The organism is Undibacterium sp. TC4M20W (assembly GCF_049340245.1).
Classification (GTDB): Bacteria; Pseudomonadota; Gammaproteobacteria; order Burkholderiales; family Burkholderiaceae_D; genus Undibacterium.
In genome coordinates, this window is sequence record NZ_JBMPPI010000020.1 from 77,838 (window position 1) to 91,009 (window position 13,172).

14 protein-coding genes are annotated in these 13,172 nt (G+C 51.2%); 8 read left to right on the top strand and 6 right to left on the bottom strand.

Translation table 11 applies throughout. The annotated features are described in order from the left end of the window. Positions 1-68 precede the first annotated feature (68 nt). Positions 69-1,013, bottom strand: a complete 945-nt coding sequence (locus ACO0LL_RS21000; RefSeq protein ID WP_422952759.1) for an ornithine cyclodeaminase family protein — start codon at positions 1,011-1,013, stop codon at positions 69-71. Positions 1,014-1,398: 385 nt separating this feature from the next. Here ACO0LL_RS21000 and ACO0LL_RS21005 point away from each other — a divergent pair, with 385 nt between their 5' ends. After that, positions 1,399-1,731: a DUF3579 domain-containing protein gene (locus tag ACO0LL_RS21005; protein ID WP_422952760.1), complete on the top strand. Its 333-nt coding sequence runs from the start codon at positions 1,399-1,401 to the stop codon at positions 1,729-1,731. A 39-nt stretch (positions 1,732-1,770) separates the two neighbouring features. Here the strand turns inward: ACO0LL_RS21005 and ACO0LL_RS21010 are convergent, their stop codons facing one another. Next, complete coding sequence (locus ACO0LL_RS21010) at positions 1,771-2,682, bottom strand: LysR family transcriptional regulator (protein WP_422952761.1); 912 nt, start codon at positions 2,680-2,682, stop codon at positions 1,771-1,773. Between the two features lie 101 nt (positions 2,683-2,783). On the opposite strand from ACO0LL_RS21010, the gene ACO0LL_RS21015 reads away from it, so the two are divergent. The 5 genes from ACO0LL_RS21015 (at position 2,784) to ACO0LL_RS21035 (ending at position 7,918) form a co-directional block, all read left to right on the top strand. Further along, entirely contained in the window at positions 2,784-3,515 is a 732-nt protein-coding gene (locus ACO0LL_RS21015) for a histidine phosphatase family protein (protein WP_422952762.1), read from the top strand. A 28-nt stretch (positions 3,516-3,543) separates the two neighbouring features. Beyond that, positions 3,544-4,308: an SDR family oxidoreductase gene (locus ACO0LL_RS21020; RefSeq protein ID WP_422952763.1), complete on the top strand. Its 765-nt coding sequence runs from the start codon at positions 3,544-3,546 to the stop codon at positions 4,306-4,308. A gap of 25 nt (positions 4,309-4,333) precedes the next feature. After that, positions 4,334-4,783 carry a PaaI family thioesterase gene (locus ACO0LL_RS21025; protein WP_422952764.1) on the top strand — a complete coding sequence of 150 codons (450 nt, stop codon included), beginning with the start codon at positions 4,334-4,336 and terminating at the stop codon, positions 4,781-4,783. 58 nt (positions 4,784-4,841) lie between these two features. Beyond that, the gene (locus tag ACO0LL_RS21030) at positions 4,842-6,080 is read left to right on the top strand and encodes an acyl-CoA dehydrogenase (protein ID WP_422952765.1); all 1,239 of its coding nucleotides are present in this window, start codon (positions 4,842-4,844) and stop codon (positions 6,078-6,080) included. A gap of 134 nt (positions 6,081-6,214) precedes the next feature. Continuing rightward, positions 6,215-7,918 (top strand): long-chain-fatty-acid--CoA ligase, encoded by a 1,704-nt coding sequence (locus tag ACO0LL_RS21035; RefSeq protein WP_422952766.1) that lies wholly within the window; start codon positions 6,215-6,217, stop codon positions 7,916-7,918. 107 nt (positions 7,919-8,025) lie between these two features. On the opposite strand, the gene ACO0LL_RS21040 is transcribed toward ACO0LL_RS21035, so the two are convergent. The 4 genes from ACO0LL_RS21040 to ACO0LL_RS21055 all read right to left on the bottom strand — a co-directional run bounded on the left by ACO0LL_RS21040 (position 8,026) and on the right by ACO0LL_RS21055 (position 10,859). Beyond that, a complete protein-coding gene (locus tag ACO0LL_RS21040; protein WP_422952767.1) occupies positions 8,026-8,202 on the bottom strand; it encodes a hypothetical protein in 177 nt (58 codons plus the stop codon). 68 nt (positions 8,203-8,270) lie between these two features. Continuing rightward, on the bottom strand, positions 8,271-9,731 hold the full coding sequence (locus ACO0LL_RS21045; protein WP_422952768.1) for a TIGR01777 family oxidoreductase: 1,461 nt from the start codon (positions 9,729-9,731) through the stop codon (positions 8,271-8,273). Then, the gene (locus tag ACO0LL_RS21050; protein WP_422952769.1) at positions 9,728-10,375 is read right to left on the bottom strand and encodes a DUF4166 domain-containing protein; all 648 of its coding nucleotides are present in this window, start codon (positions 10,373-10,375) and stop codon (positions 9,728-9,730) included. The genes ACO0LL_RS21045 and ACO0LL_RS21050 overlap by 4 nt, the downstream gene beginning before the upstream one ends. Positions 10,376-10,397: 22 nt before the next feature. Then, a complete protein-coding gene (locus tag ACO0LL_RS21055; RefSeq protein ID WP_422952770.1) occupies positions 10,398-10,859 on the bottom strand; it encodes a cell division protein in 462 nt (153 codons plus the stop codon). A 177-nt stretch (positions 10,860-11,036) separates the two neighbouring features. Here ACO0LL_RS21055 and ACO0LL_RS21060 point away from each other — a divergent pair, with 177 nt between their 5' ends. Together ACO0LL_RS21060 and ACO0LL_RS21065 are read left to right on the top strand one after the other, a co-directional pair. Beyond that, a complete protein-coding gene (locus tag ACO0LL_RS21060; protein WP_422952771.1) occupies positions 11,037-11,729 on the top strand; it encodes a response regulator in 693 nt (230 codons plus the stop codon). After that, entirely contained in the window at positions 11,726-13,051 is a 1,326-nt protein-coding gene (locus tag ACO0LL_RS21065; RefSeq protein WP_422952772.1) for an ATP-binding protein, read from the top strand. The genes ACO0LL_RS21060 and ACO0LL_RS21065 overlap by 4 nt, the downstream gene beginning before the upstream one ends. Positions 13,052-13,172 lie beyond the last annotated feature (121 nt).

Below are 13,172 nucleotides of genomic sequence, written 5' to 3' on the forward strand. Positions count from 1 at the left end.
ATCGGGTTTAGCAAGGTCCATGGCTTTGTGGAATGTATATTATCTCGTAGGTTGGGCCGGGCCCAACCTCAATATTGTCTCGACCACACCAAATTCGCTGCACACAAATCCTCGATTGCCGTTCCCACTGACTTGAACAAAGTGATCTCGGCATTGCTCTTGCGGCCCAGGTGCTTATCAGCGCAAAGCTCGGCCAGTTCCGCAACAATCGCTGATTTTGCCAGGCTGCCATTCGCCAGTGTTTGTGTGATATCTCCTGCCTCAGCCAGGGCACCTGCATAAGTATCGACAAACACGGTGGCTCTGCTCATTAGCTCGTCATCCACTTCACGCATATCTGGCTTGAATCCACCTACCAGATCAAGATGCGTTCCCGCTTTGACATAGTCACTCAACACAACCGGTGTCTTGCTGGTGGTCGCGCAACAAATGATGTCGGCTTCATGGCAAGCTGCTGCCAGGTCTTCCCTGACATGTACTCTGATATGTGCCGGGAATTCTGTATGCTCGCGTATTATTTTCGCGGCACCTGCTGACTTCTCTACGGATCTGCCCCAGATGCTGATATCAGTAATTGCCCTGGTCTGGCAATGTGCAATCGCGATATGGGGTGCCAGGCTGCCGTTGCCAACCAACAGCAAATGCCGTGCATCGTGCCGGGATGCATAAGAAGATGCAAGAGCCGAGGCCGCAGCGGTGCGCCGCAAAGTCAATTCCTCACCATCCATCAAGGCCAGCGGTGCACCTGTTTTAGTGCTAAATAAAACAAAGACTGCTTGCACGGTTGGCATGTCTGTATTCTTTGGTGCCACCGTCACCAGCTTCACACCCAGTTGCCCTTGCGGCTGCCAGACCGGCATCAGTAGCAAACTGGAATTATCTGCTTCAGACAGGTTGTGAGCATGCCGTTTCGGCGCAATGACTTCTTGCGTAAATGCCAGGCGTAATGCGGGTATCAGTTTTGCATAGGGCAGGGCGATGCTGACTTGTTCTTTTGTGAAATAAGGGATCATATTGTGTAATCAGAAGCTTGCTACGAATGGATGCGTTTTTTTATTGTAAGGGCATATGCATTTTGCATTCAATGATGTAATGCCTGAACACGGCAGATGCATCAATTTTTATTAAACGCCAACTCTCTTCCTGCGGTTTGTGCTTCGCTGATAAATACAGTGCTTGTCAATCAGGCAAAGCCTTGTGCTGACTTTTCTTTACTCCCTCTCAAAATGCACTATAGTGGCTCAATAAGATTGCATGCTATGCATCAAAGCCAGATATATCAGCGATGCCAGTTTTGATTCAAGTCTTCTATAAGATATAATATGGAAGTATATTGAAAGCTTGGTATTACATAATGATGTTAAGCTTAATTCACTCTTGCTTTTGCAAGCCGAGCACATGGCCGATTCCAAAGAAACGCAACAAGTACGCGAGTTTTTCATCCAGGGTGTAACCAGCGATGGAAAACAATTTCGCCCCAGCGATTGGGCAGAGCGCCTGTGCGGAGCCATGTCCTGTTTCAGCCCTGACGGTGGCAGAAATTCACACTTGCAGTATTCACCTTATGTACGTCCGATCTTGTTGAATGGCGTGCGTTCTGTCGTGGTGAATGAAGCCATACGTGAAATCGAACCGCTGGCTTATCATTTCGTCGTCAGCTTTGCTAAAGATAATGATTTGCAAATTATCGATGCCTGTCTGTTACCAGACGAACCTAAGGCTGGCAAATAATCCCATTCCATTTGAGTTGAATGCAGGCCCATTCCGGTATCACACCGTCTGATCCTGAAACGCCTCTATCACCTGCTGTCTCAACCAGCGATTGGCCGGGTCATTTTCCACATTCTGGTGCCAGTACAAATACACATCCCATGAGGGCATGGCCGCTGGCAGTGGCAATATCTGATTGTCGAATTGTTCATTCGCAATACGCGCATAGCCTTCCGGCATGGTCAGCAGTAAATCTGTCTGGCTGACTACCCTGCAAGCGGCAAAATAATGCTGGCAGCGTAGGCGTATGCGTCTTTGCAAGCCCAGGCGGCTCAGTTCAAAATCTTCCAGACCCATACCTTTACGGCGTGAACTGGCGAGTATGTGTTCAGCCTGCATATAAGTGTCCAGATCCAGCTTGCCCTGTATGATGGGGTGATTACGCTTGGCCAGTACAACGGTATTGCCTTGTACCACCTTCTGGCGGTGTATTTCATTTGGTAATGGCAACAGCATGTCAATCGCCAGATCCAGGCTACCTGCGGCCAGCTCACTGACCAGTTCCCGCCTTTCTACCTGTATTGCTGCCAGATTGATTTGTGGCGCCTGCCGCGTAATGCTCTCCATCAGCGGCGGCAGGGCAGTCGATTCCAACACATCACGCAAGGCCAGATTGAACTGTTTGCTAGCCAGTGCCGGGTCAAACTTGTCATTTTCGGTCAGCGTCACTTCCAGCCCACGCAGGGCTTGCCGTACAGGTTCTATGATGCTGCGCGCCAGCGGGGTCGATACCATCATCTGACCCTGGCGTACAAACAGAGGGTCGTTGAACAATTGCCGCAGGCGGTTCAGCGCATGGCTGATGGCTGGCTGGGTCAGGTTCAATTGCTGGCTGGCGCGGGTCACGCTGCCCTCGGTATAGATGGCAACAAAGACAGTGAACAAATTCAAATCGACGCGTGATAAATGCATGGGATTAATTAATCTTGATAATAACTATTCATTTGATCAATTATAGTCCCGGGCTTACACTTTGTTCATCAATTTATAAGTGATATCTCACAGAGGAAGTAATGGCAGCTTTATATCTGGTCAGGCACGGGCAGGCTTCATTCGGCAACCAGAACTATGACCAATTGTCTGAACTGGGCGAGCAGCAGGCAAGGCATTTGGGCCGCTGGTGGGCAGCGCGTGATATGCAGGTATCTCGTGTCGTCACTGGCGCGCTGAAACGTCACCAGCAAACTGCGCAAGCCTGTTTGTCTGAAATGCTGCAACAGGATGTTGATGCGCTGGATACCTCTGCCTGGCATTGCGATGCCGGTTTCAATGAATACAACCACCATGAAGTGCTGGCACGGCACGTACCTGCTTTTGATGATCCGGCAGCCGTCAAGCATTTCCTCATGAATACGCCGAACGGCAAGCAAGCCTTCCAGGATATTTTTGCCCAGGCCATCAGCCGCTGGATGTCAGGCGAACATGATGCTGAGTATGTAGAAAGTTGGAATGAATTCCGCCAGCGCTGCGTTATCGCCATGCACAAGCAACTGGCAATTGCGGATGATGCCAAGAACATCGTCGTCTTCACTTCTGGCGGCACGATCTCGGCCTTGTGCCAGCATGTGCTGGGTTTCCCTGATCCACGTTTTGCTGAACTCAACTGGTCATTGGTCAATAGTGCGGTCACGCGTTTTCATTTGCAGCCAACAGCCGAAGGCATGTTGCGTCCTGCGCTGGCTTATCTGAATAATTTTTCACATCTTGAAATATTGAACAACCCCAAAGCAATTACCTACGTTTAAAAAACAAGAGAGACGAGAGAGACAAGACATGACAGCAATGTTTGATTTGACCGGCAAGGTCGCACTGGTCACAGGTGCCAGCCGTGGCATAGGTGAAGCTGTTGCCAAGACCCTGGCTGCCAACGGTGCCTATGTGATCGTGAGCAGCCGAAAGGCAGAAGCTTGCGAAGTCGTGGTGGCAGCGATTATTGCTGCTGGTGGCAAGGCAGAGGCACGTGCTTGCCATATTGGTGAAATGGCACAGATCGATGCCCTGTTTGCCGACATTACCGCCACTCATGGCAAGCTGGATATCCTCGTCAATAATGCTGCCACTAATCCTCACTTTGGGCATATTACCGAGACCGATGTCAGTGCCTTCCAGAAGACAGTGGATGTCAATATACGCGGCTATTTCTTCATGTCTTCAGCCGGTGCCAAGTTGATGGCAAAACATGGCGGGGGCAGCATCATCAATGTCGCTTCCGTCAACGGCGTAGTGCCAGGTGCGATGCAGGGGATTTATTCCATCACCAAGGCAGCAGTCATCGCCATGACCAAATCCTTCGCGCTGGAATGTGCGGCCATGGGCGTGCGCGTGAATGCCTTGCTGCCAGGCGCGACCGATACCAAGTTTGCCTCGGCCCTGTTCCACAATCCTGCCATCCTCGAAAGAGCATTGACACGCATACCCATGAAGCGCATTGCCGAACCTGATGAAATGGCGGGCACGGTCTTGTACCTCGCATCGAATGCATCCAGCTATACCACTGGTGCCTGCATCAATGTTGATGGTGGTTATCTGGTTAGTTAATAAGGCAAAAGGACAAGGCGCGATCATGAAACCGGCATACGAGGCTAGCAATCCAGATTACGCAGTGCAACTGAAGAGCCTGGTGCTGGCCATGCCCATGGCGCAATGGCTGGGTATAGAGTTTTTGAAGATAGCGCCGGGTGAAGTGGAACTGGACATTGCCTATCGCGAAGAACTCAGTTTCGCACCCGGAAAGATGCAGGCCACAGCGATATTTGCAGTCGCAGATTTTGCCGGCGTCGCTGCTGCTAGCACTCTGTTACCAGCAGGCTGGATCAACGCCAGCATCGATAGTAATTTGAAGATAGTCGCCCCCGCCGATGGTGAAAAACTGCGGGCACGCGGACGTGTGGTTTCACAAGGGAAGTTATTGACAGTCAGTGCCGCAGAGGTTTTCTCTGTACGTGATGGCAAAGAGGTTTTATGCGCAACAGCATTGCTGACAGCGCGCAATATCGAACTACAAAGAAAGTAAAGCGGACATAGCCATGTCCATTTGAAAAAACTGAACAAACGAGGAAAAAGGACACATCATGGATTTTCAATACAGCCCCAAAGTCAAAGATTTGCAGGCACGCCTGATCGCTTTCATGGATGAGCACGTCTATCCAAATGAAAAAACTTTCTTTGGTGAGATCGCTGCCAACCGCAAGGCAGGCAATGCCTGGATACCAACCAAGGTCGTGGAGCAATTGAAAGCCAAGGCACGCGATGCCGGTTTGTGGAACCTCTTCCTGCCAGAATCTGGCCATGGCGCAGGCTTGACCAATCTCGAATATGCACCACTGTGCGAAATCATGGGCCGTGCCGTCTGGGCGCCAGAAGTATTCAATTGCTCTGCACCAGACACCGGCAATATGGAAGTGTTTGCCCGTTACGGTACGCCTGAACATCAGGAACAATGGTTGAAGCCCTTGCTGCGCGGCGAAATCCGTTCCTGCTTCGCCATGACAGAACCGGCAGTCGCCTCTTCTGACGCCACCAATATTGAATCATCGATAGTGCGCGATGGCGATGAGTACGTCATAAATGGCCGCAAATGGTGGTCGTCCGGTGCCAATGATCCGCGCTGTAAAGTGTTTATCTTCATGGGCAAGAGTGATCCTGACAATGCTGATCGTCACAAACAGCAATCCATGATCATCGTGCCGCGTGATACCCCGGGCGTGACTATCTTGCGTGCCTTGCCGGTCTTTGGTTATGACGATGCACCGCATGGTCATGGCGAAGTGCTGTTTGAAAACGTGCGCGTGCCAGCATCCAATATCTTGCTGGGTGAAGGCCGTGGTTTTGAAATTGCGCAGGGTCGTCTGGGACCTGGTCGTATCCATCACTGCATGCGTTTGATTGGTCTGGCAGAACGCGCACTGGAAGACATGTGCAAACGCTCTTTGACACGCGTGGCTTTTGGCAAACGGGTAGCCGACCAGGGCGTCACGCTGGAACGTATTGCCAATGCCCGCATCCTCATCGATCAGGCACGTTTCCTGGTCTTGAATGCCGCACAGATGATGGACACGGTCGGCAACAAGGCCGCAGCCAAAGAAATCGCCATGATCAAGGTGGCGGCGCCAACCATGGCTTGCCAGGTCATTGACTGGGCCATACAGGCGCATGGTGGTGGTGGTGTGTCAGATGATTTCAACCTGGCTTATTCCTATGCACAGGCGCGCACCCTGCGCCTGGCAGATGGCCCGGATGAAGTACACAGGAATCAAATCGGCAAGATGGAGTTGAAGAAATATACCGAGAAAAATACGGAGAAAAAATAATTACTTGTAGTTTCATAAGTGCGATTTACGGGTAGTTCCGGATTGGCTCTTCCTCTTTTTGAGGCAGGGCTTTTCCGACGTTAACTTCCCAGTTGGCTGACATTTTCAAATTATTCTTATAAAGAGAGACAAAAATGCGCGACTTACAACCCTGGATCAAATCTTACCCCGCAGGCGTACACTGGGACGCCGACCTGCCCATCAGCAGCGTGCCACAATTACTGCATGATGCTGTCGCCAAAGGGCCGGACTTACCGGCACTAGAATTCATGGGTAAAAAGACCAGTTATGCAGAACTGCAAAAGCAAGTGAATCAGGCTACCAAAGGTTTCCAGCAACTGGGCGTGAAGCCCGGCGTACATGTGGGCCTGTATTTGCCGAATACACCGCATTACGTCATCAGTTTCTTTGCGATCTTGCAGGCCGGTGGCACCGTGGTGAATTACTCGCCGCTGGATGCCGAGAAAGTGCTGGAGCATAAAATTGCCGACAGCCATACCGATATGCTGGTGACGCTGGACATGGTCATGTTGTATCCGCAAATGGCAAAAATGCTGGGACATACCCGGCTGCAAAAACTCATCATCGGCAATATCCCGGAGATGACACCTTACCCGGATGCAGTCAGGGCGAATCTGGACAAGGCTGCGCAGTTGAGTGCTATTCCTGACGATGCCCAGCATTTACTGTTCGCAAAACTGCTGGATAATGACGGCGACTACACACCCATCCCGGCAATCGACCCCAAAGAAGCCATCGCAACCCTGCAATACACAGGCGGTACCACAGGCCTGCCCAAGGGCGCAATGCTTACCCATGGCAACCTGACCACGGCGTGCAGCCAGATCATGGAAACCACCAATATCGAGCCGCGCGTGCTGGAAGAGGGCAAAGAAAAACTGCTGGCCGTGCTGCCGCTATTCCACATCTATGCATTGACAGTAGATATGCTGTTCGGCATACGCCTGGGTGCAGAGATTGTCTTGCATACCCGCTTTGATGCTGATGCCGTGGTGAAGGATCTGGCGAACAAGAAGATCACGGTATTCCCCGGCGTACCGACGATGTACACCGCCATCATCAATCATCCGCAGATCAAGGAATTTGATCTTAGTGCTTTAAAGTTCTGCAACTCCGGCGGCGCACCTTTACCAACAGAAGTGCTGCAACAATTCCAGGCATTGACGGGCTGTACCCTGCTCGAAGGCTGGGGCATGACCGAGACTTCACCCACCGGTACTTTTACGCCATTGGGAGGCGTGCGCAAAGCTGGTTCCTGTGGTTTACCGACGCCAGGTATCAGCTTTAAATTTGCCAGCATTGACGACCCCCGCCAGGAAGTGGCTTTGGGCGAGCGCGGTGAAATCTGCGTGGCCGGCGCGAATATCATGAAAGGCTACTGGAACAAACCAGAGGCGACTCGTGATGCGTTTACTGCTGACGGTTACTTCCGTACCGGCGATGTTGGTTATATGGATGCTGACGGTTTTGTGTATATCGTCGATCGTACCAAGGACATGATTTTGTCCGGTGGCTACAACGTCTATCCACGCAATATAGAAGAAGCGATTTATGAACACCCAGCTGTCGCCGAAGTCAGCGTCATTGGTATCCCCGATGCATATCGTGGGCAAGCTGCCAAAGCATTTATTAAACTCAAGGCAGGGCAGGCAGCATTTAGTTTTGATGACTTGAAAGACTTCCTCAAGGACAGACTCGGAAAGCATGAAATGCCGCAAGCCATGGATATCCGTGCAGAGTTACCAAAAACCCCGGTAGGGAAATTGTCCAAAAAAGAATTGTATGAGGAAGAGGCGAAGAAGAGGGCCGCTGTCTGAGTTAGCCTGAGTTAGTCTTAGTTAGCCTGAGCGATCTCGATTAAACAAGTTTTTGCGCGTTTCTGCGGCTTTCTGGTTCCCTCCAGGAAAGCCGCAGTTTTTTCATTTTATTTCTTCTTGCCAGCTACATTGGCCTTGAGCTGAGTTTGCAAAGCCTGCAAATCTTTCTCGCTATGTTCAACAACAATAGTGCTGGTGTCAGCAACCTGGGTCTGGCTGCTGACTTGTAGTTCTGGCACGGCTTTTCTTGGCCTTACTGGCTGGGGGTGACGCAGGAAAAACATGGCTTGCTCCATTAGGATCAGGCTGTGCATATCGAGACATTCTTATCGAATTCAAGTAATTATGTACATCAAGCCAGATTGTTGATTGCACTACGCAAATCCGGATAATCAAAAACAAAACCGTCTTCCAATAATTTTGCTGGCACCACGCGCTGGCCTTCCAGTAATAAATCAGCTTGCTCACCCAGCATCAGGCGCATAGGCCAGCCCGGGGTAGGGAAGAAGCTGGGGCGATGCAGGACATGGGCGGCGATGGTGCTGAACTGTTTTTGCGTGACTACTTCAGGTGCAGTGAAATTATAAGCACTGTCCGGCGGCAGGCTGGCTTCATGCTGCCACAGGTGGGCAATGCCGCGCAATACATCGTGCACATGTATCCACGATTGCCATTGCTTGCCGCTACCCAGTGCACCACCCAGACCCAGCTTGATGGGCAGGAGCATCATACCCAGTGCACCTTGCTGGCCCAGGACAACGCCCAGGCGCATCCTGGCGACTTTGACGCCGTGAATAGTGGCGGCCTGGTTGGCCTGCTCCCATTCCTGGCACAGTTCTGACATGAAGATGGCTTGTGGTGCTGCACTCTCGCTTAATTCCCTGTCATCGCCTGATGCTTGTATGCCGTAGTAGCCAATTGCTGAGGCTGCCAGCAAGAGCCTGGGTTTTCTTTCTGTTCTACTGATCCATGCAATAATTTCTTTTGTCAGGCCAGTGCGGCTATGGCGCAATTCTACCTTGCGTTTTTCTGACCAGCGCCAGCCCAGTATGCGTGCGCCAGCCAGATTGATGATGACATCGATGCGTTGATTTACTGGTAATTCCTGCATCGATGCAATGACCCTTACCCTGCCATCAAACTTCCAGCTTGCCTGTTTGGGATTGCGGCTGAGTATCGTCACTTGCTGTCCATCGGCCAGTAAGGTCTTGACCAGCAAGCTGCCGATAAAACCGGTGGCACCGGTGACCAGAACCTGCTCTGATTGATTGCTGAAATGTATGGTGGATGCCTGTTTATCCTTGTCGGCCAGTTTGCCGAGTCGCAGTGCTGCCAGCCCATCACGTATGCCTGAGAGGCCAACGCCCACTCCACATAAGGCCAGGAATACACTGAGCCAACCTTGTGGCAGCCATAGCATTTGTGTAGGAGCAGCAAACCACTCAGGCGTATTTAATATCAACAAGGTGATAAAGGCACCACCGTTAATCGCGAGTACGGTATGCGTCACGCGTTCAGTGGCTGGTAAAAGTCGGGTCTGGTCTTCAATGACAAAGTCCCACAAGGTCAGGACTATTTCCACACCAAACACCAGCAATAGCACGATGGCCCAGGCACCATGCCAGGCCCATGCTGACAAACCAACGAACAGCAAACTGTAGATAAGCGCGCGGGTCGCATGTATGCCCAGCTCTTTGCGAGCGCTGGCGCGTTGTGGCAAGGCCTCGGTCAGTTCATGGTGATACAGGGTATCGAAAGCGCCGAGCAAGCCTTGTGCGGCCATTAATTGCAGGGCAAGCAGATGGGTGTTCATGATGCAGCCTCAGGATGAATTTCCTTGAAAACGCCGACCTGGGTAAAGGTGCGGCCAAACAAGGCGTGTTTGATTTCTATGCGGATATTGAATTGCTCAGGATTGTCATTGCGATGGCACAGATAAGTTTTGCCAGGCGTGAAAATTCCGGGTATCGGTATGCGGTAGCCCAGTACATCCCAGAAGTAACCATCGCTGGTGAAGTAGAGATTGCCTTCATGCACGTGCAAGATTAGTTTCATACCGAGACCCATGCCTACATATTCGAGCACTTCGCCTTTTTCACTTTCTTGCATATACGACGTGAACTGTATCGGCGACCTGTTGTGTAGGCGGTATATTCTTTGCTTGAAGATAGAAGGGCAATCTGGCTTGGAATACACCATGATATCGACAGGGAAGTCATGATCAGTATAAGGGATCAAGGCCCCGGCTATCATCGGTTTGGTCAGGTGACCCAAGAGTTTGCCTATTCTTGAGCAGCTCAGTTCGCTGAGCTGGCCAGTGTAGTACAGTGGCTTGTCAGGCTCAGGGTTTTTGGCAAACCTTGCCTGGATATCCGGGTGCAGTTTCAGCCATTCCTTGCCCAGGATTTTCCTGAATAATTCACCTTCTGACGGGATGGGTTTGCTATCTGGGTTCATGCTGTTCTTTCAGTTTTTTCTTTCAATTTTTTCTTTCAGTCACGGGCGCATCCATTTTCCATAAAACCAACAGAGGCGGGATCATGCTCAGCACCGCGAATGCATCTATCCAGACATTGATCAGCATATTTGCCTGCATGGAAATCAACATATCTTGCGGTGCCCATACCAGTATGCCTATCATCAGCCACAGCCAGGCAAAGCGGCTGCGGTGCTGGTTTCCCAGGTAAATCAGCGCCCCCATCCACAAGCCCACAGTTTGCACGGTAGCGCCAAACAGACTCATCCACCAGACTTGCATATTGCGCGCCGCATCTGGTGCAGCCTGTGGCCAGAAATGGCTTTCTATGAGCTGGTGATAAACCTCCACCAGACCTGTGGCACTGATCCAGGGCAACAAGATGCCGATCAGCAAATGAGTGAAGGCTGCGGCATACAGCCAGCGTATCAGCCATTTGCGTAATGAAAATTGTGTTTGTGCCATTATTTTTCCTTTATTTCTTTAATTTCTGTCGTTACAGAAATTAAAGATTAAATGGCGACGCCTGTCAAGTGATTTGCAGCATATCTTTTGAATCCGGCCATGGCGTACAATCACGCTGCACTTATTGTTTCATTCGTCCTTTCACTCGTCCTTTCACACATCAAGCACATACAAAACATGAAAGTCCTGCTCGTCGAAGACGACACCATGATAGGTGAAAACATACAGATTGCCCTGGAAAGCGAAGCCAATCTGGTCGATTGGCTCAGCAATGGCGAAGCTGCCGAGGCTGCCCTGCAATTCCATAGCTATGATGTGTTATTGCTGGACCTGAGTCTGCCACAGCGCGACGGCATGGACATTTTAAAAGCCTTACGCAAGCGCGGTGACACATTACCAGTGCTGGTAATGACTGCGCGCGACGCCGTGCCTGATAGGGTGCGCGGCCTGCATGCAGGTGCAGACGATTACCTCGTCAAACCTTTTGATCTGGATGAATTGATCGCCCGCATGCATGCCCTGGTAAGGCGCTCACATGGCCGTACTGATACTTCTTACGTGTGCGGCGATGTCGTCGTCAATACCACGACGCGGCAAGTATTTAGCGGCGCAGAACAAGTCATACTGTCTTCGCGTGAATGGACGATACTTGATGCTTTGGTGGCACGCCCAGGTGCCATACTGTCGCGCAGCCGTCTGGAAGACCAGTTATTCGGTGCCACTTCAGAAATAGAAAGCAATGCGGTCGAAGTGTATATCCACGGCCTGCGCAAAAAGCTGGGGCAAAAATTCATCGTCAATGTGCGTGGCGTTGGCTATATGGTTGAGAAAAACATGGTTGAAAAAAGCGTGGTCGAGAAAAACACATGAAGTCTTTGCGCCTGCAAATGATGCTCTTGTTTGGCATCGCCATTCTGGCTGCGGCTGCCTTGCAGTTTGCCAGTTCCTTGCATGCCGCCATCGGCGAAGCCAACAAGCTGTTTGATTACCACATGCAGCAAATGGCACTGGCCTTGCAGGACGGTGATTTTGACCAGGTCGATTGGCATAATCTGCCAGGTACAGAGATTGATGATTTCGATTTTGTCGTGCAGGTATGGTCTGAGGATGGTGCCAGGGTTTACCAGTCACGCCAGCACCGCAGCCTGCCCAAGCAAGCTGCGCTAGGTTATTCAACAGTGACGCTGGAAAACGGCGACTGGCGCGTGTATGCCGCAGAAGAAAACAAGCGCGTCATTCAGGTCGCACAAAAAATGGGTTCGCGCAGGGACAGGGCAATATCTTTTGCACTGAGTACCTTGTGGCCGGTGATACCTGTGTCCCTGCTCTTGTTTTGCGCAGTCTGGTGGGGAATCAACTCTGTGCTGGCACCTCTTAATCGCATAGGTAGTGAACTGGCCAACCGCAATGCCAATTCGACTGATCCGGTGTCGTCAGATGGCGTGCCGAAAGAAGTTTCCCTGCTGGTGACGGAATTGAATTCGCTACTTAGCCGCATGGGTCTGGCGATACAGTCACAACAACGCTTTGTTGCAGATGCCGCACATGAGCTCAGATCGCCCATCACCGCCTTGCGCTTGCAGGTGCAAAACCTCGGCAGGGTCAAGGATGAAAAAAGTCACGAGCAAGCCATCAATCGCCTGCTAGGTGGTGTCGATCGTGCTTCTCGTCTGGTTGAACAATTGCTGGCGCTGGCCAGGCAAGACCCGACTTCACAAGCCAGCCTGAGTTTTCAAAACATTACGCTGAACACCTGCATAGAACAGGCAGTCAGCGATGTCATGCCCTTTGCGCAATCCAGGAAAATCATCATCAATGCAGAAATGACTGAGCTGCTTGAACTGCAAGGTGATAGCGAAAGCCTGCGCATCATGATACGCAACCTGCTCGACAATGCCGTGCGCTATATACAGGACGAGGGCAGGGTACAGATCAGTCTGGGCCGCGACAAAGATGGAGTGCGGCTTGCTATACAGGACACTGGCGACGGCATCGCGCCAGAAGAACGTGAACGTATCTTTGACCGCTTTTATCGTGTCGCAGGTACCAATAAAAGCGGCAGCGGCCTGGGTCTGGCCATCGCCAAGGCGATTGCTGACCGCCATCATGCCAGTATCAGCCTGGCTGACGCAGCCCTGGGCGGGTTGGAAGTAATTATCCTGTTTCCTGCTTCTCATACCCTGCCAGGCTGAAAAACGCTCATATTTTTGACAAAACTCTGTGTTTGATTGCTGGTAACACGGTTTTTTAAGATTCGCCTAAGTTTCCTGAGGCAAGATGGCGTTGCTTCATACTACCTGGTAGCGCTTGATT

Coding starts and splice junctions, on each gene's coding strand:
- ACO0LL_RS21000 (WP_422952759.1), bottom strand. CDS start 1,013: ATGATCCCTTATTTCACAAAAGAACAAGTCAGCATCGCCCTGCCCTAT.
- ACO0LL_RS21005 (WP_422952760.1), top strand. CDS start 1,399: ATGGCCGATTCCAAAGAAACGCAACAAGTACGCGAGTTTTTCATCCAG.
- ACO0LL_RS21010 (WP_422952761.1), bottom strand. CDS start 2,682: ATGCATTTATCACGCGTCGATTTGAATTTGTTCACTGTCTTTGTTGCC.
- ACO0LL_RS21015 (WP_422952762.1), top strand. CDS start 2,784: ATGGCAGCTTTATATCTGGTCAGGCACGGGCAGGCTTCATTCGGCAAC.
- ACO0LL_RS21020 (WP_422952763.1), top strand. CDS start 3,544: ATGACAGCAATGTTTGATTTGACCGGCAAGGTCGCACTGGTCACAGGT.
- ACO0LL_RS21025 (WP_422952764.1), top strand. CDS start 4,334: ATGAAACCGGCATACGAGGCTAGCAATCCAGATTACGCAGTGCAACTG.
- ACO0LL_RS21030 (WP_422952765.1), top strand. CDS start 4,842: ATGGATTTTCAATACAGCCCCAAAGTCAAAGATTTGCAGGCACGCCTG.
- ACO0LL_RS21035 (WP_422952766.1), top strand. CDS start 6,215: ATGCGCGACTTACAACCCTGGATCAAATCTTACCCCGCAGGCGTACAC.
- ACO0LL_RS21040 (WP_422952767.1), bottom strand. CDS start 8,202: ATGTTTTTCCTGCGTCACCCCCAGCCAGTAAGGCCAAGAAAAGCCGTG.
- ACO0LL_RS21045 (WP_422952768.1), bottom strand. CDS start 9,731: ATGAACACCCATCTGCTTGCCCTGCAATTAATGGCCGCACAAGGCTTG.
- ACO0LL_RS21050 (WP_422952769.1), bottom strand. CDS start 10,375: ATGAACCCAGATAGCAAACCCATCCCGTCAGAAGGTGAATTATTCAGG.
- ACO0LL_RS21055 (WP_422952770.1), bottom strand. CDS start 10,859: ATGGCACAAACACAATTTTCATTACGCAAATGGCTGATACGCTGGCTG.
- ACO0LL_RS21060 (WP_422952771.1), top strand. CDS start 11,037: ATGAAAGTCCTGCTCGTCGAAGACGACACCATGATAGGTGAAAACATA.
- ACO0LL_RS21065 (WP_422952772.1), top strand. CDS start 11,726: ATGAAGTCTTTGCGCCTGCAAATGATGCTCTTGTTTGGCATCGCCATT.